Raw genomic sequence first — 21,898 nt, forward strand, 5'->3', positions numbered from 1 at the left:
TCATTAATACTCACTCAATACAATTGTTAATAAAAGGATAATTTACTGCAAGTCTATGTTTATTAAAACAAGCTTCGTTTAGCCGATATTAAACGAAGCTATACAGTCAACCGTTATACTCTTTTAAATCTTAACATGGTCCAAGAGGCTTTAGGTAAAATAAAAGAAAAGGACATTCCGATCGGTTTGTCGACGTCTATATGCTGTGGCACTACCTTATTTGGATTTTCAAAACTGTTGACCGCAAACAAGTCCTCACCGGTTAATACCTGTTGCTCTAATAACATTAACTCACCAAACTCTTCTAAGCGTAATTGCAGGTCAATATCCTCCTCAAGATGGATATTAAGAACAAAAAACGCCAGTTCATTGGTTTGTGACTCAAAGGTGGTTAACGTTGCTAACTCAGCGACTTGACCGTATTTGTCCGTCTCAATGCAATCGCACACAACCCTGTTTTTATATACCTCTCCTCGGCCATAATTGCTGACTTGCTGGAACGGATAATACGTCGCGTGACGAAGTACCCCTCCTTGAGGGTCGGTATGAATTGGCGCTAACGCATTCACTAACTGAGCGAGACATGCCATTTTAACCCGGTCGGCATTATTGACGATGGTGGTCAATAAGCCACCAACAACCAAGGCATCCAGCAGAGAATAGACATCTTCGGCAATGGAAGGAGCCCACTGCCAACGTTTGGTGTCCATGTGTTTGATATACCACACATTCCATTCATCAAGGCTAAGCATCATGGTTTTATCGCTGCGATGCTTAGCCTTGGCGTAATCAGCGGTCGCCTTAATGGTCGTGATAAAGTCATCGAGATCGTGGTAGGCCGCAAGAAAGCTCGCTTTATCACCTTCATACTCATAGTAACGATGTAGAGAAATATAATCGACATGCTCATAGCACGCTTCAAGCACGGTTCGATCCCACTCGGGAAACGTCGCCATCTCCTTTGAAGAACTGCCACAGGCCACGAGCTCAATATTGGGATCCACCCACTTAAGGATTTTGGCGGTTTCTCGCGCTTTATCAGCATATTGCTCAGCGGTCAGTGCGCACGTTTGCCATGGGCCATCCATTTCATTACCTAAACACCAAACCTTAAAGTTATGTGGTTGTTGATACCCATGCTCGCGACGCTTGTCGCTCCAATACGTCCCTTGTTCAATGTTGCAATATTCCGCTAAATAGCCAGCCTCTTGCGGCGTTCCACTGCCTAAATTGACAGCAATCATGCCCTCTGTACCCGCTTTGCGGGCCCAATCAGCAAACTCATTGATACCAAATTGATTGGTTTCAAGTGAAAACCATGCATAATCCAACCGAGTCGGTCGTTCCTGCTTTGGACCAATACCGTCTTTCCAATCGTAACCTGAGACAAAATTACCTCCAGGGTAACGAATAATCGGCACATTCAACTGCTGGATGGTGTCAATAACATCATGACGAAATCCTTGCTCATCTGCCGTTGCATGCTCAGGTTGATAAATTCCTGTGTATACTGCGCGCCCCATATGCTCAATAAATGATCCATAAATGCGCTCATCAATAGCTGAAATTTTGAAATGCTTGTTGACGATACATTGTGCTGTTTTCATTCGACTTTATCTCCATAACTCGACCTAAGGGATAGCGCTAGGTTTGCACCAATTCTCCCTTTGAAACCGATATTGATTATTTCGCCATCCGTTTGTATTCAACGCATTATGAGACTCGTCTGATGTCCCCACTATGTATAAAAACGCTAGAAAGCTGCAACTAAAAGGCGTTTTTGTCATTCTGAGCGCTGAGCAAACTCTCAATACGCTTGAACAGTAAGCTTGTGAATCGACCACTTTCACGCAGCGAGTCGTTTAAAATCGATGGCAAATTCGACGTTTATTATCAAGCGCTGAAGAAACCGCCGAGAATCGCTCATTCTTTGAACCTACTTATCAAATTGACGGTGATTCACTGGGACTAAAATGCTTTAATGCTAGGGTAATGATTTAGTTAATGCTTAAACTCAGACGCATTAACAAAAGTATGAGTAACTTATAGGCCAATCAGGCTTATTATTCGGAAAGAAGATTGTCATGAAAAAAACTGTTCTAAGTCTGCTTCTAGCAGCAACTGCGTTCTCCTCACACGCCGATATGCTTTTAGGCGCAGATGTAGAAATGAATCTTTGGCAGCAAGATTATCAATTCAATGGAATCGATAATGGCGATGAAATGACTTACACGGTAGAAGCCTCCTTAGAGCACCCAATTCCACTGGTTCCAAACGTCAAACTTGCTCAATCTTCTGCGGATGCAGACAACTTTGAATACACCAAGCAAGACTTCACTTTGTACTACGAAATTCTCGATAATGACTTGGTGTCGATTGATGTCGGTGCAGGGTTAACCCGCTTATTTGATGCCAAAGTGAACACGCAGACCTTTGATGGTTACTTGCCGCACGTATATGGCGCTGCTGAATTGGGAATTCCTGCCACGCCACTGTTCTTGTTTGCTAAAGGTTGGGCGTTCTCTTATGACGATTACGACATGAGCGATCTTTCTGCCGGCATTCAGTACGAAATTGGCATGGGCTTATTCGATATCGAGCTGCAAGCCGGTTATCGTGTACAAAAATTTGATTTAGATGATTTTGACCATATCAATCTTGATAGCGAAGCCAAGGGCGTATTCGCAGGTGTCAATCTAGATTTCTAAATTCATGATGTAAAACGATAAAAAAGCGAGCCTCTAGGGCTCGTTTTTTTGTGTTTGTGCGCCCCCCCCCCCACCGAGCATGATAGTGACGTTGATCACGTCAAATTCGAATGTCATTCGAGTACTGGAGAATTTGGCTACACTAAACCTTAGGACGATCAAAACAACAATGATGGACGCTTCCTATGTACGCACAGCAAAACAACGTCACGTTATCACCGACCGATGTCTCTCACTCACTCTCTGAGCGTTTGCAAAACTTGCATGACTCTATTCTTGAACGCATGCCGGGCGTGTGTCGCATCGCCTGTGCGCTGTATGACAACCGAACCGACCTTTTAAAAACTTTTATTAATAGTACCCGTCAAGGGCATGCTATCGATCGCTACGAATACCCTTTGGCCATGAGCTATGAACTTAGCGAGCTCAAACGCACCAATCAATGTCGCGTCATTAACAGCATTGCTGAACAAGTGGCAAATGGCTCGGAGCATTCCAAGTGGTTGCTGGAACAAAACTATCGTTCCTCGTTCACCATTCCCATGACAAATGGGCAACATTTCGTGGGTTTTATCTTTATTGATAGCGTGGAAGATGGGTATTTCGTTGAGCCAATACAACGTGATTTATTGCTGTTTACCAAGATGATCACGCTGACCATCGTCACTGAAATCTCGACCGTCCATGCACTACTCGCCACTGCTAAAGCAGCGAAAGAGTTTGCAGGGCTGCGCGATTTCGAAACGGGTATGCACCTTGAGCGCATGGCGCAACTGTCCCGGCTTATCGCCAAAACCATCGGGGACAAATACCAGTTTAGTGATGAAACCATCGAACACATCTACTTGTTTGCACCGCTGCACGATATCGGAAAAATAGGAATTCCCGATAACATCTTACTCAAACCGGGAAAACTTGAGCCACACGAATATGCGCTCATGAAGGAGCATGTTACTAAAGGGATGCAAATCATTATCCAAGTGCTTGAAGATTATGAATTGTCGCATCTTGATGACTCAAAGCTGATGCGTAATATTGTGGCATATCATCATGAAATGCTTGATGGAAGTGGTTATCCCCACGGTTTAAAAGGCAACGAGATTCCAATTGAGTCACGCATCATTACGGTGGCTGATATCTTTGATGCCTTGACCAGCACTCGCCCTTATAAGAAGCCGATGCCCATTGATGATGCGTATCAGGAACTCACCAAAATGGTCACTGCTGGTAAGCTTGACCCCGATTGTGTTCAAGCACTGATTGACCATCAACAACACGTTGAAGTGATCATAACCAAGTTTGGTGACTCCCCCGATTAATCCGCCCAATAAATCAAAGCGTCCACCACTGCCATTGCGGTGATGGACGCCTTATTCCTCACATTTACAGTCCAAAAAATTGAGCAAACTGGCGATAAGCAAGACGCTCTTGGGCCAAATCAGTGGGATAAAATTCGATTTCCACTCCCGGTCTGGCTTGCCCGAGACGCATCAAGCTCATTTTTGAAAGGCAGCCAAGTTTGGGATAACCGCCTAACGTTTGTCGGTCGTTGCTTAGAATGATCGGTTGACCATTCGCTGGGAATTGAATTGAACCAGGGGCGATACCTTCTGAAATTACGCCATTTTGGGCTGGATGTATAGCACGTCCTTGCAGTCTAACCCCCATGCGGTCACTCTTGTCACTGATGGTATAAGCACTCTGATAAAACATCGCTTTTTGCTGCTCACTGAATAGCGCATGCTGGTACGTTTCTAACACTCCGAGCCGAATATTTGACGGGTATTGCCCAACATATCGCGAAGCGACGGCTTGGTTCGGACGCATTGTGTGATGCTTGAGCACACTGGTAAGTTCATCTCCTTTACTTAAAGCACGTCCAGGCTCATTTTCAAGGCCACCGATGCCATTTCGCACCACGGTTGATGCACTCCCAAACCACCGAGGCACATCAAAGCCGCTCTCTATCGCCAAATAACAGCGAAACCCTTGCCGAGCGTACCCAAATTTAAGCACTTGACCTTTTTCTAGCCGCAGCGTTTGCCAGTTTTCAACTGGCTGCCCATCGATCGAGAGTGGCATATTTGCACCCGTCACCGCTAACATGACATTTTGCTTCGCCTTGAACGCAACTTGCCCAAGGGTAATCTCCAATACGGGTGCCCGACTATCATTACCCAATAAACGATTAGCCCAGCAATAAGCATGAAGATCCGCTGGCCCACCTTGACTTAAACCAATATGTCCAACGCCAAAGCGACCTAGGTCTTGAATCAGAGTTTGAACGCCAGGTGTGACGACTTCGAGATGAGTCATAATTGCCCTCCGAGTTCAATAAAACGTTCACGTGTTATTGGCGTAAACTTCACCGTGTCACCCACTGTAAATGGCGTCATTGGGGTATGATTAACATCAAATAGATCCAATGGACAATTACCGATAATTTGCCAGCCGCCTGGCGATGTCGCCGGATAAACTGCTGTTTGCTGATCCGCAATACCAACACTGCCTTTCGCCACTTTCAGCCTCGGCTCGGCATGACGTGGCGCCGCAATACGCTCATCCACAGCCCCCAAAAACGCAAACCCCGGCGCAAAGCCAACGGCGCACACCGTATATTCTTGCTGACTGTGAATGTCGATCACTTGCTGGCGGCTTAGCTGACAGCGTTTAGCGAGCGGGTCTAAATCTGGTGCGACTTGGGGGTCATAAAACACCGGCAGCTCGATCAGTTGGCTCGCTTGGCGCACAGCAAAATCATCAAAACTAACCAGTAACCGCTCAAGTTCGCCAATCAATACGCTGACGTCTGTTTTGAGCGGATGAAACTCAATCATCAAACTGGTATAAGAAGGAATAACATCAATCAAATCAGGAAACAGGCGCTCGACGTGCTCTCGTAACACTGCCATTTTACTGGCCTGACTAACATCAATATGCTCGCCGATATACACCATTAAATGGGTTTCAGAGAGCGTTAGGATCTGTTTCATCATTCACCCAGCGCTTCCCTTAATTGAGCGATGGTGGCCACCGACTCATCGTTGTCACCGTGCACACAAACTGTATCTGCGTGCAGAGGGATATCAACCCCATCTAGCGTTGTGATCGTACCTTTTTCTACAAGTTGTTTGACCTGACGAATGATGGTGTCTGCGTCATGATACACCGCCCCTTCTATGCTGCGTGCCACCAGCTGCCCTTCAACGGTATAGGCACGATCAGCAAAGGCTTCAAACAGTAACTCGACACCATGCTGGTCAGCAATCGCTTGATAAGTTTGGTTATCACTACGGGCAAGAATCATTAGAGGAATGCGCATGTTAGCCTGTGCCATCGCTTCTACAAGCGCCAAAAATACGGCTTCATTTGCCACCATGTCATTATACAGTGCGCCATGTGGTTTGATGTAACCAATCTCGGCACCAAACAGACGACACATGCCTTGCATTGCGCCAACTTGATAAATGAATAAATGTTTTAGTTCATCATGCGTGTGAGGAATGGAACGGCGGCCAAACCCTTGCTTGTCTTGATAGCCTGGGTGAGCGCCAATCACGACATTATGCTTGATGGCGCTTTGAATGGTTTGGGCCATGACGTCTGGATCGGAGGCGTGAAAACCACAGGCAATATTGGCCATATCAATATGCGGCATAACCGCATCATCACGCCCTATCTGCCATATGCCATAGCTTTCTCCTAAATCACAGTTGAGCTTCATCCTTGCTTCTCCTTGAAGTGATTACTTACGTCCTGTTCAAATTGAAATCAATAAATACAATTTAAATGCAATTTACATCCTATTCGCTTTTCAATTGTTGTCAATTCGTTTACATCTCGTTATTGTATAAATAATGCTCGTAAATTCATTTCATCTATAAAACTCGAAATGGGCCGCGAGCGACCACGTAAACAGGGACATCGTAGTGGTTTACGTTTCACTAAGAGCCAAGGAATAAGGATACAGGCTATGATAAAACATCTGATTCGTCCGTTAATGAAACACTCGTTGATAGCGGCTACACTACTGACTTCAGCGACCAGCATGGCATCTACACGCTGGGATATGGCAACCCCATACGTCGATTCAATCCATCACACCCAAAACATCATTCAATTTGCCAATGAGGTAAGACAAGCAACGGATGGCGAATTAGACATTATCGTTCACTCAGGGGCTTCGCTGATCAAACATACGGAAATTCCTCGTGCCGTTCGAACACGCCAAGTGCCAATTGGCGAGGTCTTCATCGGTATTCTCGGCAACAGCGACCCCATCTACAAACTCGATAACATTCCCTTTTTAGCCACCAATTTTGAACAAGCCAAGGCGTTATACCAAGCGTCGAAAGCAACATTAGAGCGCAAATTAGATAAAGACGGCATGATGCTGCTGTACTCAGTGCCTTGGCCACCTCAAGGTATCTACAGCCAAGCTCCCATTAACACCATTCAAGATATTAAAGGCGGAAAAATGCGCGCCTATAGCCCGACTCTATCGCGCTTGTCTGTGCTACTTGACGCCACCCCAACCACAGTGCAAACCGTTGAAATTCCGCAAGCGTTCTCGACGGGTATCATTGATATGATGATCACGTCACCGACCACCGGCGTAAGTAGCCAAGCATGGGATTACCTTGACAACTATACCGACGTACAAGCTTGGATTCCGAAGAACATGGTGATCGTCAATAAACGTGCTTTTAAACGTCTACCCAAAGATATTCAAACCGCCCTGGTTGACGCCGCCGCTAACGCCGAACAGCGTGGCTGGGAAATGGCTCAAAAAGAAACCACCGAAAAGACTCAACAGCTTGCAGACAACGGCATTGCTGTGGCCGAGCCAAGTGATGAATTGATGGAATCCCTAAAATCTGTCGGTGATGTCATGGCCAAAGAGTGGGCACAAGAAGCAGGGCAAGAAGGCAAAGCCATTTTAGACGCATACCAACCGTAATTCGCCGTCTACTCACTCTATAACAATACGCGAACAGGGAGTTCATAAATGCGCACTGTTTTGGATAAATTGTACCTAGCGGCAGGAGCGATCTCCGGCCTATGTATTGTACTGATTTGTTTGGTTATCCTGACTCGAGTCATTGGTCGTTGGTTTGGCGTGGTCATTCCCTCAAGCGATGATATCTCCGGATATTTGCTTGCAAGTGCCAGTTTTCTTGCTCTTGCCTATGCATTTCGAAGTGGTGCTCACATTCGTGTGAGCCTATTTACTTCAAGGCTTTCGGATAACGTCGTTATTTGGATTGAACGTGCTGTGCTGAGCGTTGCCTCTCTGTTCGTTTCCTTTCTTGGCTATCAATTGGTGTATATGGTGTGGGAGTCGTATGAATTCGACGAGGTCACTTCCGGTTATATTCCGATGCCGCTTTGGCTCGTACAACTACCAATGGCAATTGGCGCGGTGATTTTTGCGCTAGCCATCATTGATAGCGCTATTGGCAGCTGGCTATTTTCAACTCGAATACCTAAATCAGAGGAAGAAGCGTTAGCCGAATCAACACCTGTCGAAATGACGCTCAACAAGGAGAGCCACGGATGAACGAATTGTGGATTGGCGCGATCTTACTGGTCGTGTTGGTTACTTTGCTCGCCAGTGGAACTTGGGTTGCACTGTCTTTAGTCTCGGTCGCGGCGGTTGGTATGTTGCTGATCGGAAATGATGCATTCGGTTTGATTTATGCGACAACGACATGGGGCGCAGTCTCTGACTGGTCATTGGCAGCGCTACCTCTGTTTATCTGGATGGGCGAGATTTTGTTTCGCTCACGGCTATCCGATGATCTCTTTGAGGGCTTAACACCGTGGTTAAGCCGCATACCGGGCGCACTGTTTCACGTCAACATTCTAAGCTGTGGGATCTTTGCTGCGGTCTCTGGCTCTTCCGCTGCAACGGCGGCGACAATCGGCAAAATGACCTTACCCGAACTCAAGCGCAAAGGCTATGATGACCACATGGCAATCGGCACACTTGCAGGTTCAGGGACACTGGGCTTACTCATCCCGCCATCGATTATCTTAATTGTGTATGGGGTTTCTGCCGAGGTCTCCATAGGGCGCTTATTTATCGCTGGGGCGATACCCGGCTTAATGCTGGTTGCGCTGTTTATTGGCTATACCGTTTTTTGGTCACTCAAAAACAAGCAACGTATGCCTGTTGATGATACTCACTACAGCCTAACAACTAAGTTCAAAGCCATCATTAAGTTAGTCCCGGTGACTTGTTTAGTCTTATTTGTTCTTGGGTCAATCTACGCCGGAATAACAACACCAACAGAAGCCGCATCATTTGGCGTCATTGGCTCGTTAATTCTCGCACTGACCAGTGGCTCACTCACTTGGCAAACGTTCCAACAAAGTTTGATGGGCGCCGTTAAGACCTCATGCATGATCATCTTTATCTTGGCTGGGGCAGCTTTTCTCACGGTGGCGATGGGCTTTATTGGCTTACCACGTATGTTAGCGGAGGAGATTGCTTTGATGGCCCTTTCTCCCTATATGCTATTGCTCTGCTTAACCATTCTATTTGTGATACTTGGCTGTTTCTTAGATGGCATTTCTGTCGTCGTGCTGACAACTTCCGTTGTCCTACCGATGGTAATGCAAGCCGGCATTGACCCACTTTGGTTTGGTATCTACATTGTGCTGGTGGTAGAAATGTCACAGATTACGCCGCCAGTCGGCTTTAACTTATTTGTGATTCAAAGCCTGACGGGTAAGAATATTCTCTATGTGGCGAAAGCAGCATTGCCCTTCTTTTTCCTATTAATGGCCGCAGCCGTTATGATTACAGCTTTTCCACAAGTCGTTACTTGGCTGCCAACGACCATGACACAAGGATAATGCGATGAGCGAAGAATCTTCTCCTCCAAGTCACATGCCCATTGTCTCCTCCTCGCACTTGGCGAGCAATGAGGCAATGGCGCTCAGCGAATTTGAATACGCATTGACCATGATGAACAATGCGTTTCAGCGCTGGATGCAATCTTGCAGCTCAACCTCAGGTATGCCTGAACTAAGCCCACTCGATATTCTCGTCGTGCACAATATCTATCACCGAAATCGTCCCAAACGTATTGCCGATGTCGCCTTTACACTCAACATTGATGATTTACACACCGTCTCTTACTCGGTACGGAAATTGGCTAAGTTTGAGTTAGTTGAAGGTATGCGACAAGGTAAAGACACTTTTTATAGCGTGACGGAAAAAGGTGAGCAGTTTTGTAATCAATACCGAGACGTTCGTGAGCAGTGTTTAGTTGACGCCCTAAAACACATGCACCTTGACGACCAACTCGGTGACATCGCAACATTAATGCGAACGCTTTCAGGATTTTACGACCAAGCATCACGCGCAGTACGTTCTCTATAGGTCTTTGCAATTACTTAAATAGCAGCCGTATCATCACAGCTGCTATTTAAAGCACCATCAGGTAATGATAAACAGCTTAATCACCACCAACGCGACCAACGCGGTTGGTAAGGTTAAAAACGTCAGTCCGGCGACGTCATTAACGGGGCCGTTATAGCGAGTCGCAAAAATATAGTTAAGCACCGCAACCGGCATGCTGCATGCGATCATCAGGTTAGCGGTATGAAGCGGTGACAGCCCCCAAAGAACGGCGGCCATCCAGCCCATCGCGAGCCCTATCGCGGGACGATAGAGCGACAAGAAAAACAACCTCACCCAGCGCGTATCGTAGACTCGCATGTGAGCAAGGGAGCGCCCAAGCATCAGTAGCATCACTGGCACTGTAATACTTCCCAGCATATCAAAGACTTGAAGTAAAAATTGCGGAATCGGTACATTAAGTCCAAGCAGCGCGGCACCAATCGCAAGCGCGATAACTGGCGGGTTCGCAATAATTTGCCGCGGTGAATAACTGCCCGACATCAAGCCTATTCCGAGCGTAAAGTGACTGATTTCTATAATAGAGGAAATGATCACCGCACCTGCTAAACCTTGCTCGCCGAGCAACGCATACGCGATTGGAATCCCCAAGTTCCCCGTATTTGGGTTAACCAACACGGGTAAATAAAAACGAATCGGTAAACGCATGATTTTGAGTAACACCAGTGAGCACACGACCATCGCTACCAGAGTACACACACTCGCAAGAACCAATTTTCCCATACCGAGGAAATCGATATGCTCACCCAGCATTGAATACAAAAGCAGGCATGGTATACCGACATTAACAATTAACTTAGGAAGATTGGGATCATCGAGATACGCCGTTTTTCGGCTTAATATCGCGCCAACGGAGGCAATAATGAGCACCGGTAAAATCGCGGCTACGAACGCAGTAAACATGGGTTTCCTTACACCGTTTCAGGGCAAAAATACACATATGATAGACGAGAAAAGACACCAATAGCCCATTCAATATGCGTATTTAAATTAAAGATTGGCGAACAAAATGAATAATTTACCGCGCTTTGCTCTTAACTACAAACCTTCCTTAGTCGCTCATTTTACGGCTTAATTTGCCGCAGCCAAACGCGCCATCGCATTTTGAATTCGCGGCTTAACAATAAACACCATCAGCATGGCAATCAGATAACCTAAAGGTAGCGCTCGAATCAGGGTCGCAAACCAAATAGCAATAAAGCTCGAGACATCATTAGCCGCCGTGGTGCCGAATGTTGAAACCGCCGCCAAAATGGACTCCAGACTCAAAGCAATCATTCCACACTGCAATAGTTTTTGATACAGCGGTCTTACATTAGGCAACCGCGTTTCAACATAACGTGAGATCTTCATAATCAATAACCCGGCAATCGGCACGATAACCAGTAAAGAAAACAGAAATGCTTGCAGCCAATGGGTCATAAACTGGCTGGTGACACCATGGTTGAGGTAAGTCATAAAGCAACTTAACGTTGCAACAATACAGATAGGCGCCGGTAAAGTAATCGCGGCTTTTTTTAATTTCATTTGCGAAACCCAGTTAATGGTTGATATAGTCAACTATATGGAAAGTAGTTGACTATATCAACCATATGAAAAGTAATGTTTTGGACCTAAACATCGCCGACTTAACGCAATTGATGCGAGTACGGATGACAGAAAAAATGCATGCAGAGCGACTCTCTGTGAGTTTTTTTCAAGCGCTGGTGCTTTTGGCGATTGGGCGTTTTGACGAATGTACCGCTCACGATATTGTCGTTGTGATGAGAAAAGATAAAGCGCAAATCACTCGGCTTATCAATGAACTCATTGCGCTTGAAATGGTGACCCGCACAAAGTCTGAAAAAGATCGACGCCAATCACTCCTGCATTTAACCGCGACTGGTCAACAATATTTTCAGCGACTCACCGACATACGAACGCAGTTAAATACGGATATGACACAAGGCCTGACAGCTGAGCAGCAACACATTATGCAAGAAGCGCTGACAATCATGAGGGACAATTTATCACCTCGCTGAGCGAGATTGACTTGGTGCTCGGGCTTTGTTGAATAATTTACATTTTGGAGGTGAAGGAATAGGATAAATCCTTGTCGTGAATAGATTGATGACTCATCCTACATGCCTAACTTACGAATCCATCACCAAATCTCTGAGATCAATGCTGGGCAATGGGATCGCCTGCGTGGCGATGACTACCCTTTTCTCAAACACGCATTTTTAAACGCGTTAGAACAAAGTGGCTGTGTCTGTGATGATTCCGGATGGCATCCGGTTCATCTGGTTGTTGAACAACAAGGTGAACTTATCGCTGCGATGCCGATGTATCTTAAAAGCCACTCTTGGGGAGAATATGTCTTCGACTGGTCATGGCAAGAGGCTTGGGAACATGCTGGACTTGAGTATTTTCCCAAATTGGTCACCGCGATTCCTTTTACCCCGGCAACGGGCCCACGTATTCTTCACGACAAAGAGCACCTAAGCTTTGAAACGACCCTCAGTATCTTTGCGAATGCGATACGTGAACTCTGTCATGAGCACCAGTTCTCAGGTTGGCATGGTTTATTTGTCGAAGAGTCACAGCTTACGCAGTACCAAGCGCAACAATTGATGGCCCGCCAAGATTGCCAATACCACTGGTTCAATCGCGATTATCAAGACTTTGACCATTTTCTCCACAGCTTCACCTCACGCAAACGTAAAAATGTACGCAAAGAGAGGCAGCGTGTTCGTCAGCAAGGTATTATCTTAACCCGTTACGAAGGTAACGAGATCACTCACCAATTAGTCGACACCTTCTTTGATTTCTATCAGCTCACTTATCTCAAACACGGGCATCACGGGCATCTGAATAAAGCCTTTTTCCAGCAATTGGTCACCGAGATGCCTGAGCAAATCGTTTTGGTCATGGCGTATCACCAGCATAAACCGGTGGCGGCCGCTTGGTCGTTTAAAGATGCAGAGACTCTATATGGCCGATACTGGGGCTGTGATGAGGAGTTTGATAGCTTGCATTTTGAAACTTGTTACTATCAGGGCATTGATTACTGCATTGAACATGGCCTAAAGCACTTTGATCCCGGCGCTCAAGGAGAACATAAAATCCAACGCGGTTTTGAGCCTATCAGTACTTGGTCAGTACACTGGATCGAACACCACGAATTTCGCCAAGCCGTGGCACGATTTTTAGGTGAGGAACGTGAGTATGTGGAAGCGCGCATCGACGAACTATCGACATACCTGCCCTTTCACCAGTAAAGCTCCAGCACTCCTCACTTACATATCCATTAGCTCAAATGAGATAACAATTGTGCTTTGGGCATCGACTTATAGAAATACCACCCCTGAACAATGGCTGACGGGTTAGTATTAACAATCAAATCATACTCGACCTTATTTTCAACCCCTTCAAACACCACTTGCTTGTTCAAGCCCGATACCAGATCCATAATCGGCATGACTAACGCCTGCTTAAAGTCGCTATTTAACGCTTGAGTAAATACGCGATCTACTTTGATCTCATCAAAATCGATTTCCGTGAGCCAAACTAAATTAGACACGCCAGTACCAAAATCATCAAGCGAGACTCTGAATCCATAACGCTTAGCGCGCTGTGAAAATTCGGATAACTCCTGCAACGACACTTCGATTCTTTCGGTAATTTCGATTTTTATCTGCTGAGCATGGACATCATTTTTAAGCGCAATGCCTTTGAGGATATCCAAATATTCGGGGTTTAAAATTTCGTAGGTATTAATATTGATCGAGAGCGTAAAACTTCGATCCGCAACCAACACCGAGGCCATTTCTTTCACTGAACAATCGGCAGTAAAATGGGCGACTTGGGGATAGAGCGCGATTTTTTCGGCCAAGCTAATAAAGAGCTCGGGAGAAACGCGGCCATAGGCGTCATCGTGCCAACGGATTAACCCCTCCACACCGACAATCTTTTTCGTTGCCGCACACAACAAAGGTTGGTATTCCATATACAGTGAACGTTCACTAACGGCTTTGGTTAAGCGAAACTCCATTGAACGTTTGCGATATATAATCGACTCCAACCCATAGTAAACAACAAACCCGAGGAGCAAAAAAGCCAAAAAGCTAGCAACCGGAATTAAGTTTCCATAATAGAACAGCCCCGTTCGGTTGCTATGGCTTTCAGCGCAATACGCATAAATTTTGCTGCAACTGCGTGTCTTCAAGGCCATAAAATCAAACAGATTAGAAGACAGCCAACTCTGCTGGTTAGTAGCTTGATACTCAAGCATGGTATAGCGGCCTGTCTCTGCGCGAATCGAAAATGAAAATGGTTTTTTACGATCGAGAAACTTACCGTGCACATCAACGGGAACAAACACCAGAATATCCGCTAGGCGAGAAATATGTAAGGTAATGTCTGTTGGAAATAAATCAGAAACATTCGAATAGAGAACATACTGCCCACTCTTGGAATTGAATTCATCGGGCTTGGGCAATCTTGAAGCTTGCTTCATCTTCCCCCAGTTGGCGGTACACTGAATCCGGTTGTTTTTCACTAAGCCCACATCGTATACATACAGATAGCGATTAGAAATAACACGCAGTTTATCGATCGTTGCTTCGTCACACTGAGTTAAGCCTGCCTTTATCACCTGATTAAGTGACGTAACTAATTCGTTGGTCACTAACTCAGAATGCTGAAGCAGCTCTTGTGTAAAAGCATATTGTGCCTCGCGCTGGACGTACCTAGTTACCACGTTGGCAATAACAAACAAGATCACCGCTATCATCAGTGCGATAATCATTTTGCTCAAATTTGGTTTGGTCATTCACTGCTCATTATTAATCAGTCGTCGGTATGAACCTATCGCAGTAGCAACCATTCGTTACAACGATAATCGTAGCAAGACTATTTAGTCATATATCAATAAACTAGCATAAACTTTACCATGCCGAATACGCTATATATATCCGACCTGTTATCAAGATCACGTCTAATCAGCGGAGATTGTTTCTAAGATGCTCATTGATATGAAAAAAATTTCAAACACAATTGATTCATAATGACAGCTTAAAGTATGGTAATTATTGTATAAATTTCGATCCCATCGGCGAACATTATATAAACGCAAATCCACTTTTCCCCGATAACAGAGCGGGCTGATTTCACAACACTCAAGCTCGAAAGTGAATATTATGAACAAAATACGGTTAGGTTTAGGAGTTTTAATGAGCTCAATCGCTTTTTCATCCGGGGCTACCCCCTCCCCGATTACAGAAACAGAATCCGGACAAGTACAAGGTATTACCCAAGAAGGTATTAATATTTACCGCGGTATTCCTTTCGCCGAACCTCCTATTGGTTCACTTCGTTGGCATGCACCACAACCTAAAATGCCTTGGCCTGGCATCTATCAGGCCACTGAATTTAGCCATGATTGTATGCAAAAACCTTTCCCTAGTGATGCTGCCCCGCTTGGCACAGAGCCCGATGAAGACTGCTTAGGGCTTAACGTCTGGGCACCAAAAAGCAGCACTGAAAAACCGCTACCAGTCATGGTTTGGATCTATGGCGGTGGCTTTGTGAATGGCGGCTCTTCAACCCCGATTTATGATGGTCAAGCTTTCGCCCAAAATGACATTATTGTCGTCAGTTTTAACTATCGTGTCGGCCGTTTTGGTTTCTTTGCTCACCCAGCACTCAGCGCAGAACCACATGGTGATGAACCACTTGGCAACTACGGGTTTATGGACCAAATCGCTGCGCTCAAATGGGTAAAAAATAACATTCACCAATTCGGCGGTGACGCCAACAACATTACGCTCGTCGGTGAATCGGCTGGTGGTTTTTCTATTCATACACTGCTCACGTCTCCCTTGTCTCAAGGCTTGTTTCAACGCGCGATTATCCAATCCGGTGGTGGTCGTATCGGTATGAACCAACGCTTGATCGACAAAATGAATGACCAAGGCGTGCCCTCTGCCGAACAGATTGGTGAGAACTTTGCTAAACGGTTCAATATTCAAGGCCAAGATGCCCTGGATGCGCTGCGACAATTAAGTGCGGAGCAAGTGACTAGCGGGCTGAATATGAATTCAATGGGCGATCCGACCTATTCGGGACCGATGTTGGATGGAAAACTGGTCGTCAAACAGCCTCAGGATTACTACGTTAAAGGTGAGCGCTTAAGTGTCCCTTTGATGATGGGCACCACTGATTTTGAAATAGGCTTTTCAGGCCCAGTGGACTCGATGTCAGACGCGCTTGAACCCTTCGCTGAACTCGAGGTCGATCAGGAAAAAATCGCTAAGGCCTATGCCGAGAATGGGGTCACGAAACCACAAGATGTGGCTCAGCGTATCGCCAGTGACGCGCTGATGGTCGAACCCACCCGCTATGCACTAAGAGTCGCAGACGAGCATAACCAAACGGTGTACGGGTACCGCTTTGCCTATGTGACGGAATCTGAGAAGGACGCATGGCCAGGCGCTTTTCATGCCACCGACATTCCATACGCTTTTAATACCGTGGCCACCCGCTATGGCGAAAAGCTGTCTTCTGAAGATCAAGCCATGGCTGATCTTGTCCATCAATATTGGGTTAACTTTATCAAGTATGGCAACCCGAATGGCGACGACTTACCAACCTGGCAACCGTACGATCATCAACAAGATAATTTAATGTGGTTTTCCAACCAAGGGGCGAAAGAGAGTGGCATGCGCACAGACCCATGGAACGAACGCTTAGACTATATTAAGTTACTCCAGCCAAAGCCACAGCCTTAAACACAACGCCGATCTCTCATATTGGAGAGATCGGCTTTCACGTAGACCTAAACTAACCTCAAACTAAAAAGCGAAGCCTTCATCCGCCAGCGCGCTGAGTAACTTTAAACTCGCCGAATAATAGTCATCACTGGTTTTAATTTTTGTCGCCTCTTGGCTCAGCTGCCCCATCGTGTAATCTCTGACGGCCAATAAGCCCCCGCGCATTGGATAGTTTGCGACTTGATGATCAATCATGTTTTCCCAAGCGGGCATCGATAACCTTGAATAGCGAGAAAACCATGATTGCCAGCGACTTAACAGCGGATTATTGGCTTGATCCCACTTCATGTAGAGCGGCACTCGAATCGCATCGTAACTGACTCTCGCAGGCCATTTTTTGGCTGGCGCGGTTTTGCCGTTCGCATAGAGCGTTATCCAATCGGTTGGAATCTTCTCCCTTCCCCAGTCAATCTCAGCGAGTAGCTGTTGGGAATCATCAATTAGCGTCCATAAATTGGCAAGATAACTGCGTTTGGCAAAATCACGCCAAGCAGGAAAAATGAAGTAAGAGGGATTAAGAGTAATCGAATCTTTGGCGGTAAAACCATGACGTCCGGGTAACATCACTTTGTGGTGAGCGAAATCAATCACCGTATGATCGAGCAGCGCCCTGACAATACGGTCAGATTCCGCCAAATAGGCTTTATTATCCCATCGCGTTCCGGCTTTGAGCAGAGCCCAAGCAATCAGAATATCGCCATCGGACGCATTATTTTTATCTTCTATCGGGTCAGCAATGATGGGGTTATAACGCCAGTAAAACAGCCCGGTTTTGGGGTCATTGAGATGAGCTTTGGTCCAGCCCCAGATCTTATCAAATGAAGCCTTATCATTGGCAGCGACTGCAAACAACATTGAAAAACCTTGGCCTTCGGTATGGCTGACATTGTGATTGCCAGTGTCCAAAATACGCCCATCACTCGCCATAAACCGCGTTTTGAACGGCTTCCAATCTAATGAGGTTGCCAACGCGCTCGGTACCATGACCATCAGGATCAAAAGTACTTTCATCACATGTTTATAAACCCTGACCATCGCCCATTATCCCTGTCATTCAAACAGTAAAGAATGCCCCACGGCACTCTTTACCTACGCATTAAAGACCAACACCATTCGATTAATAATCATGGAAAGAGTGGCGAAGCGACAACTGCGCTTTGGACTCATTGTAATCACCGAAGGTGTCATAGGCGACGCGCGCTTCAAGCATCAAGTCACGTTTAATTTTATACCCTAGCCTAGCTTGGAAACTGTACCCAATGCCATCCGTGCTTTCTGCACTGTACCGAGCCTCTTCAACCAACCCCGTAGTCGCATAACCATCCAATGTGGATTGGAGTGCTGAATGCCCAGGGAAATAATCTACCTCATCTTGGCTGTAAGATTGATAGCCTAAAGCACCGCCAACTGAAAGACTTAGCTTAGACAATTCCTGAGTATATTCAACAGGAAAGGAGACACTGACATAGTTTTGCGGGCTAAAGTACCCCCCATGCCCATAGCTGTAGTAGCTCAGGTTATCGTCAAAGTCTTGATAGCTCAGGTGCGAGCCAATTTGCAGCTGACGGCTATCGGTTTTGTAAGGGCGAAGATACATACCAGCGCCAACTTTGACTGCATTGTTATCCTCAACATTGTGGCCAACATAGCGCCAAGCGCCCGCATTTGCATAATAGCCAACTTCACCATCATCATAATTTAGTTGAATACTCAGGCCATTTTGTGTCACCTGACCCCAGTATTTACCAGAGAAACTGTCTTTCATTCCGACATAAGAGAGCAAGCTGTCTTTGACCGCTCGACGCTCTGCTGACAAAGACAAATCAGTATAATCTCCCAGAGGCGCAATAAGCGTTATGCCTCCGACAAGCGTTGTTTGCTCCAAACCAAGCGGTGTCGTGCCAATATCCAGCTGATAGTGTTTATCTCGCAGTGACATTGCAAGTTCGACACCACTCTGGCTTTGTGCGCCTTGAGAGGCAACGTCAGGCAAAACATCACCATCAAGTGATGAGACGCCTTCGGCTAACGCCACTTGCCCCTGAATCAATGCCCCAGTACCAAAGCGGCGGTTGGCATCCGCGGAGGTCGTGCCTGAATCGAGGGTGACGGCATCAATATTGAGTGATAAGCGCGCATCACCAAACGGTACTGTCGACCATTCAAGCGGCGCTCGCGCTTCGGTCAAACGGCTTAAGCCATTCTCTCCATCGCGACCTCGAACTTCGATACCACCTTGTACCCAGCTCGACGTTCGCTCGGTAATCTGCAGGATTAAACGATTCACATCCGCCAACGTTTGTTGCTCTGCAGTTGGCTTCGGTAAATCGGTACGTTGATTTATCGTCTCACCATTTAATGACGTTTGCGTATTAACCTGCCATGGCATCGTTTCACCATATACAGAATACGTTTGTGCAGAGTGAACCGTAGTTTGACTGCCCGCAAAAGGATTATCTGCCATGACGAGCCCACCCACCATTGGAGACGTGCTGGCATAATTCGCTTTAAGCCCAAGAAGTTTAGATCGCGCTTGACGCAAATTGGCCATCGCTTGAGCGTGTTTGCCTTGCGCCTCATCAATACGCGCGAGCAGTAACAGGCGTGATGGAGAGCTAACTTGTTGCAGCTGTCCGGAAAGTTCACGCGCTTTGCCCGCTTGGCCTTTTACTAAGGCGATATTAATCGCACCCACCAGCGCATCTTGCTCTGGAGTATCTTTTTGGTTATCAAGAAGATACTGGTAAACTACCAAGGCTTGTTCGTTGAGCTTGCCGCTTTGATAGAGTCGCCCCATCGCCAGCATCAAGTCACGGCTAGTCGGATCAACCTGCAGCGCCGCGGTCAACATGTCATAGGCAGGAGCGAATTGGCCTTGTTCGCGTAACGTATCCGCCTGATTAATCACATACACGTGTCTTGCTCGAGCCAATTGCAGAGGCGTGCTATTGGCAATAATCTGCGGATGATTCAACAAGCTTTGCGCCTCTTGCTGCAAGCCAGCTTGGTAAAGCACAGCGACTTGGGCAGCATAATCACCCGCATTGCCTTCAATACCTTGCTCTTGGTTGGCATGAATAACCTCAATGGCGCGGTTCACATCCCCCGATTTAACCAACAGCTGCGCCAATTTTCCCGACCACAGAGGATTGGTGATCGCTTGGGCTTGCATTGATTGTAAAAGCGCTTGCGCCTGCGAAGTTTGGCCTTGCGTCAAGTAAGAACGTGCCAAATCCAAATTTAAATAGAATTTCGATTCAGCATACAGCTTACTGGCTTGCGCGCTTCGCTGCGACTGAGGAATACGTCCCAGCAAAATATTGGTTTGCTTCCACTGCTCTTCCCCAGACGCAAAGAGCGCAGCAACGTATAGATCTTCTGGCGTCGCTTTCGCGGTTTGTAGTGGAGCCATCACCTCCTGAGCACGCACATTGTTATCTTGCTGCTGATAGAGCCTTGCTAGCTCAAGCCGTAACCAAGGGTTATTCGGCAACCTTTGTAGCCCATTGTCTAAAATAACAATCGCGGTTTCTACATTACCTGCCTCAACGGCTTGTTTTGCCAGGTCACGCATGTTGCTGTAGCTGTCTTCAGACCGAATACGACGCTGTACTTCCTGAGGTAAACTGGCTAATAAACGTTTCGCCTCATCCGTTTGGTTTTGCTCTATATAGACATAGTAGAGTGATTCTTTTGCTGCCTGATTCTTTGGTTGCTCCTTTAACACATTAAGGAGTAACGCTTCGGCTTGTGCATAATCGCCATTATGGCGTAGTACATCGGCGCGAAATAGCTTCGCTCCGCGGCCGACTTCACCTTTGCGATTCATTAGTGAAGCACTTAGCTCTAAGGCTTGCGCGGTGTTGCCCGCTTGGTACGCTTGCTGGGCTTGTCCCAACTGTGCTAAGAATTGCGCTTCACTCGCTTGTTGACGACGTTTTGTCGCTTGATTTCCACCCTGCGCGGCGGAGCGCTTTAAGAAGTCAGCGGCTGAAGCATAATTTCCGCGGTTCAATGCCACATACCCCATACCGGCAAGTGCATCAGCGTCGTTTGGTGACTCATTCAGTACACGCTGAAACTCGCTCTGTGCTTGGCTCAAGTTTCCGCGATTAAGTTCGTTGAACCCATTGCGCTTTTTCTCTCCCTCTACTGCCGATTGATAATGCGCCAGAACACTCTTGTCCTGTGGGTGGGCCAGCGCCCAGCGCTGATACATTGGTTGGTCTGATGCCTTAGGCTCTAGCCACAGCAAAGCTTGACGCAACGCATCCGAGGCATTTTTATTTTGCGGTGCATAAGACTCAAGTTGGCGAATACCTTGACGACGAGTTGTCTCTCGGTACGTTAAGACCTGACCGTAAGCAATACCCACCGCGCTATTGGTTGGGTTTTGCTTAGCCAACGTTGCCAAACCAGATACCGCTTGGTTATACATGCCCTTATCACCAGACATGGTCAGATAATACTCAGGCGCCAGCGCCATTGGCGGTGAATTACCTTGAAACAAGGTATTCCAAGTCGCGATAGCGCCTTGGATATCTCCCGATTGAGCCTGACGACGGGCTTGATCGATCCCCGTTTTAGGCAGTTGACTCAGCGTTTGTGAGCGGCTTAACTGTTGCAATTGCGGTGCGTTAGGATGCGCCTTTTCTAGCCGCGCACGCCATTGTGCGCTTTCTGCACTCTGCCCATTTTCTTGTGCCCACAAAGACATAAGATAGAGCGCTTGAGGCTGATTTGGGTCGACCATTAATACTTTCTGTAACGACTCTTTCGCCAACCCATCGTTCGACTTCTCATGCCAATATTGCGCTTGTTCAAGCAACGAGTCTAAAGCTGGGTCTTGCGCCCATACTGGAGTGGCTGCAGTTAACTGCAGCGCTTCTAATAAAACAAAGGTAGAAAACAGTTTTAACGCATTATTTTTCATCATTATTCGTCCTGAG

18 protein-coding genes are annotated in these 21,898 nt (G+C 46.6%); 9 read left to right on the forward strand and 9 right to left on the reverse strand.

The annotated features are described in order from the left end of the window. Nucleotides 1-113: 113 nt before the first annotated feature. A complete protein-coding gene (gene arfA / locus M1D72_RS05195; protein WP_456294787.1) occupies nucleotides 114-1,607 on the reverse strand; it encodes an arabinosylfuranosidase ArfA in 1,494 nt (497 codons plus the stop codon). Between the two features lie 477 nt (nucleotides 1,608-2,084). On the opposite strand from arfA, the gene M1D72_RS05200 reads away from it, so the two are divergent. Next, nucleotides 2,085-2,708: a TIGR04219 family outer membrane beta-barrel protein gene (locus M1D72_RS05200; protein ID WP_390193984.1), complete on the forward strand. Its 624-nt coding sequence runs from the start codon at nucleotides 2,085-2,087 to the stop codon at nucleotides 2,706-2,708. Between the two features lie 185 nt (nucleotides 2,709-2,893). Then, entirely contained in the window at nucleotides 2,894-4,027 is a 1,134-nt protein-coding gene (locus M1D72_RS05205; RefSeq protein ID WP_456294788.1) for an HD domain-containing phosphohydrolase, read from the forward strand. Nucleotides 4,028-4,091: 64 nt separating this feature from the next. On the opposite strand, the gene M1D72_RS05210 is transcribed toward M1D72_RS05205, so the two are convergent. The 3 genes from M1D72_RS05210 to M1D72_RS05220 are packed head-to-tail and all read right to left on the reverse strand — an operon-like array spanning nucleotide 4,092 to nucleotide 6,432. Further along, a complete protein-coding gene (locus tag M1D72_RS05210) occupies nucleotides 4,092-5,024 on the reverse strand; it encodes a 5-oxoprolinase subunit C family protein (RefSeq protein ID WP_456294789.1) in 933 nt (310 codons plus the stop codon). Next, a complete protein-coding gene (gene pxpB, locus M1D72_RS05215) occupies nucleotides 5,021-5,701 on the reverse strand; it encodes a 5-oxoprolinase subunit PxpB (RefSeq protein WP_456295606.1) in 681 nt (226 codons plus the stop codon). The genes M1D72_RS05210 and pxpB overlap by 4 nt, the downstream gene beginning before the upstream one ends. Next, nucleotides 5,701-6,432 carry a 5-oxoprolinase subunit PxpA gene (locus M1D72_RS05220; protein WP_456294790.1) on the reverse strand — a complete coding sequence of 244 codons (732 nt, stop codon included), beginning with the start codon at nucleotides 6,430-6,432 and terminating at the stop codon, nucleotides 5,701-5,703. Before M1D72_RS05220 ends, pxpB begins: the two co-directional genes overlap by 1 nt. A gap of 249 nt (nucleotides 6,433-6,681) precedes the next feature. Between M1D72_RS05220 and M1D72_RS05225 the strand changes: the two genes are divergently transcribed. Genes M1D72_RS05225 through M1D72_RS05240 form a run of 4 tightly spaced genes read left to right on the forward strand, consistent with a single transcriptional unit; the run spans nucleotide 6,682 to nucleotide 10,098 of the window. Continuing rightward, nucleotides 6,682-7,668 carry a TRAP transporter substrate-binding protein gene (locus M1D72_RS05225; protein WP_456294791.1) on the forward strand — a complete coding sequence of 329 codons (987 nt, stop codon included), beginning with the start codon at nucleotides 6,682-6,684 and terminating at the stop codon, nucleotides 7,666-7,668. Between the two features lie 48 nt (nucleotides 7,669-7,716). Further along, nucleotides 7,717-8,268, forward strand: a complete 552-nt coding sequence (locus M1D72_RS05230) for a TRAP transporter small permease (RefSeq protein WP_456294792.1) — start codon at nucleotides 7,717-7,719, stop codon at nucleotides 8,266-8,268. After that, nucleotides 8,265-9,569 carry a TRAP transporter large permease gene (locus tag M1D72_RS05235; RefSeq protein ID WP_456294793.1) on the forward strand — a complete coding sequence of 435 codons (1,305 nt, stop codon included), beginning with the start codon at nucleotides 8,265-8,267 and terminating at the stop codon, nucleotides 9,567-9,569. The genes M1D72_RS05230 and M1D72_RS05235 overlap by 4 nt, the downstream gene beginning before the upstream one ends. Nucleotides 9,570-9,573: 4 nt before the next feature. Next, entirely contained in the window at nucleotides 9,574-10,098 is a 525-nt protein-coding gene (locus M1D72_RS05240; RefSeq protein ID WP_456294794.1) for a winged helix DNA-binding protein, read from the forward strand. 57 nt (nucleotides 10,099-10,155) lie between these two features. Here M1D72_RS05240 and M1D72_RS05245 read toward each other — a convergent pair whose 3' ends face one another. Together M1D72_RS05245 and M1D72_RS05250 are read right to left on the reverse strand one after the other, a co-directional pair. Continuing rightward, nucleotides 10,156-11,040 carry an AEC family transporter gene (locus M1D72_RS05245; RefSeq protein WP_456294795.1) on the reverse strand — a complete coding sequence of 295 codons (885 nt, stop codon included), beginning with the start codon at nucleotides 11,038-11,040 and terminating at the stop codon, nucleotides 10,156-10,158. A gap of 168 nt (nucleotides 11,041-11,208) precedes the next feature. Then, nucleotides 11,209-11,664 (reverse strand): DUF2798 domain-containing protein, encoded by a 456-nt coding sequence (locus M1D72_RS05250; RefSeq protein ID WP_456294796.1) that lies wholly within the window; start codon nucleotides 11,662-11,664, stop codon nucleotides 11,209-11,211. A 125-nt stretch (nucleotides 11,665-11,789) separates the two neighbouring features. Between M1D72_RS05250 and M1D72_RS05255 the strand changes: the two genes are divergently transcribed. Further along, nucleotides 11,790-12,158, forward strand: a complete 369-nt coding sequence (locus M1D72_RS05255; protein WP_456294797.1) for a MarR family winged helix-turn-helix transcriptional regulator — start codon at nucleotides 11,790-11,792, stop codon at nucleotides 12,156-12,158. 102 nt (nucleotides 12,159-12,260) lie between these two features. Continuing rightward, a complete protein-coding gene (locus tag M1D72_RS05260; protein ID WP_456294798.1) occupies nucleotides 12,261-13,397 on the forward strand; it encodes a GNAT family N-acetyltransferase in 1,137 nt (378 codons plus the stop codon). Between the two features lie 29 nt (nucleotides 13,398-13,426). Here M1D72_RS05260 and M1D72_RS05265 read toward each other — a convergent pair whose 3' ends face one another. Then, nucleotides 13,427-14,950, reverse strand: a complete 1,524-nt coding sequence (locus M1D72_RS05265) for an EAL domain-containing protein (protein WP_456294799.1) — start codon at nucleotides 14,948-14,950, stop codon at nucleotides 13,427-13,429. Between the two features lie 400 nt (nucleotides 14,951-15,350). Here M1D72_RS05265 and M1D72_RS05270 point away from each other — a divergent pair, with 400 nt between their 5' ends. Further along, a complete protein-coding gene (locus tag M1D72_RS05270; protein WP_456294800.1) occupies nucleotides 15,351-16,907 on the forward strand; it encodes a carboxylesterase/lipase family protein in 1,557 nt (518 codons plus the stop codon). A 63-nt stretch (nucleotides 16,908-16,970) separates the two neighbouring features. Here the strand turns inward: M1D72_RS05270 and M1D72_RS05275 are convergent, their stop codons facing one another. Both M1D72_RS05275 and M1D72_RS05280 read right to left on the reverse strand, forming a co-directional pair. Continuing rightward, nucleotides 16,971-17,960: a glycosyl hydrolase family 8 gene (locus M1D72_RS05275; RefSeq protein WP_456295607.1), complete on the reverse strand. Its 990-nt coding sequence runs from the start codon at nucleotides 17,958-17,960 to the stop codon at nucleotides 16,971-16,973. Between the two features lie 106 nt (nucleotides 17,961-18,066). Beyond that, on the reverse strand, nucleotides 18,067-21,885 hold the full coding sequence (locus M1D72_RS05280) for a cellulose synthase subunit BcsC-related outer membrane protein (protein WP_456294801.1): 3,819 nt from the start codon (nucleotides 21,883-21,885) through the stop codon (nucleotides 18,067-18,069). Between the last annotated feature and the right edge of the window lie 13 nt (nucleotides 21,886-21,898).

It is taken from the genome of Vibrio sp. AK197 (assembly GCF_053903115.1).

What these genes read in the sequence shown, in the direction of transcription:
- arfA (WP_456294787.1), bottom strand. Translation starts at nt 1,607, where the DNA reads ATGAAAACAGCACAATGTATCGTCAACAAGCATTTCAAAATTTCAGCT.
- M1D72_RS05200 (WP_390193984.1), top strand. Translation starts at nt 2,085, where the DNA reads ATGAAAAAAACTGTTCTAAGTCTGCTTCTAGCAGCAACTGCGTTCTCC.
- M1D72_RS05205 (WP_456294788.1), top strand. Translation starts at nt 2,894, where the DNA reads ATGTACGCACAGCAAAACAACGTCACGTTATCACCGACCGATGTCTCT.
- M1D72_RS05210 (WP_456294789.1), bottom strand. Translation starts at nt 5,024, where the DNA reads ATGACTCATCTCGAAGTCGTCACACCTGGCGTTCAAACTCTGATTCAA.
- pxpB (WP_456295606.1), bottom strand. Translation starts at nt 5,701, where the DNA reads ATGAAACAGATCCTAACGCTCTCTGAAACCCATTTAATGGTGTATATC.
- M1D72_RS05220 (WP_456294790.1), bottom strand. Translation starts at nt 6,432, where the DNA reads ATGAAGCTCAACTGTGATTTAGGAGAAAGCTATGGCATATGGCAGATA.
- M1D72_RS05225 (WP_456294791.1), top strand. Translation starts at nt 6,682, where the DNA reads ATGATAAAACATCTGATTCGTCCGTTAATGAAACACTCGTTGATAGCG.
- M1D72_RS05230 (WP_456294792.1), top strand. Translation starts at nt 7,717, where the DNA reads ATGCGCACTGTTTTGGATAAATTGTACCTAGCGGCAGGAGCGATCTCC.
- M1D72_RS05235 (WP_456294793.1), top strand. Translation starts at nt 8,265, where the DNA reads ATGAACGAATTGTGGATTGGCGCGATCTTACTGGTCGTGTTGGTTACT.
- M1D72_RS05240 (WP_456294794.1), top strand. Translation starts at nt 9,574, where the DNA reads ATGAGCGAAGAATCTTCTCCTCCAAGTCACATGCCCATTGTCTCCTCC.
- M1D72_RS05245 (WP_456294795.1), bottom strand. Translation starts at nt 11,040, where the DNA reads ATGTTTACTGCGTTCGTAGCCGCGATTTTACCGGTGCTCATTATTGCC.
- M1D72_RS05250 (WP_456294796.1), bottom strand. Translation starts at nt 11,664, where the DNA reads ATGAAATTAAAAAAAGCCGCGATTACTTTACCGGCGCCTATCTGTATT.
- M1D72_RS05255 (WP_456294797.1), top strand. Translation starts at nt 11,790, where the DNA reads ATGACAGAAAAAATGCATGCAGAGCGACTCTCTGTGAGTTTTTTTCAA.
- M1D72_RS05260 (WP_456294798.1), top strand. Translation starts at nt 12,261, where the DNA reads ATGCCTAACTTACGAATCCATCACCAAATCTCTGAGATCAATGCTGGG.
- M1D72_RS05265 (WP_456294799.1), bottom strand. Translation starts at nt 14,950, where the DNA reads ATGACCAAACCAAATTTGAGCAAAATGATTATCGCACTGATGATAGCG.
- M1D72_RS05270 (WP_456294800.1), top strand. Translation starts at nt 15,351, where the DNA reads ATGAGCTCAATCGCTTTTTCATCCGGGGCTACCCCCTCCCCGATTACA.
- M1D72_RS05275 (WP_456295607.1), bottom strand. Translation starts at nt 17,960, where the DNA reads ATGAAAGTACTTTTGATCCTGATGGTCATGGTACCGAGCGCGTTGGCA.
- M1D72_RS05280 (WP_456294801.1), bottom strand. Translation starts at nt 21,885, where the DNA reads ATGATGAAAAATAATGCGTTAAAACTGTTTTCTACCTTTGTTTTATTA.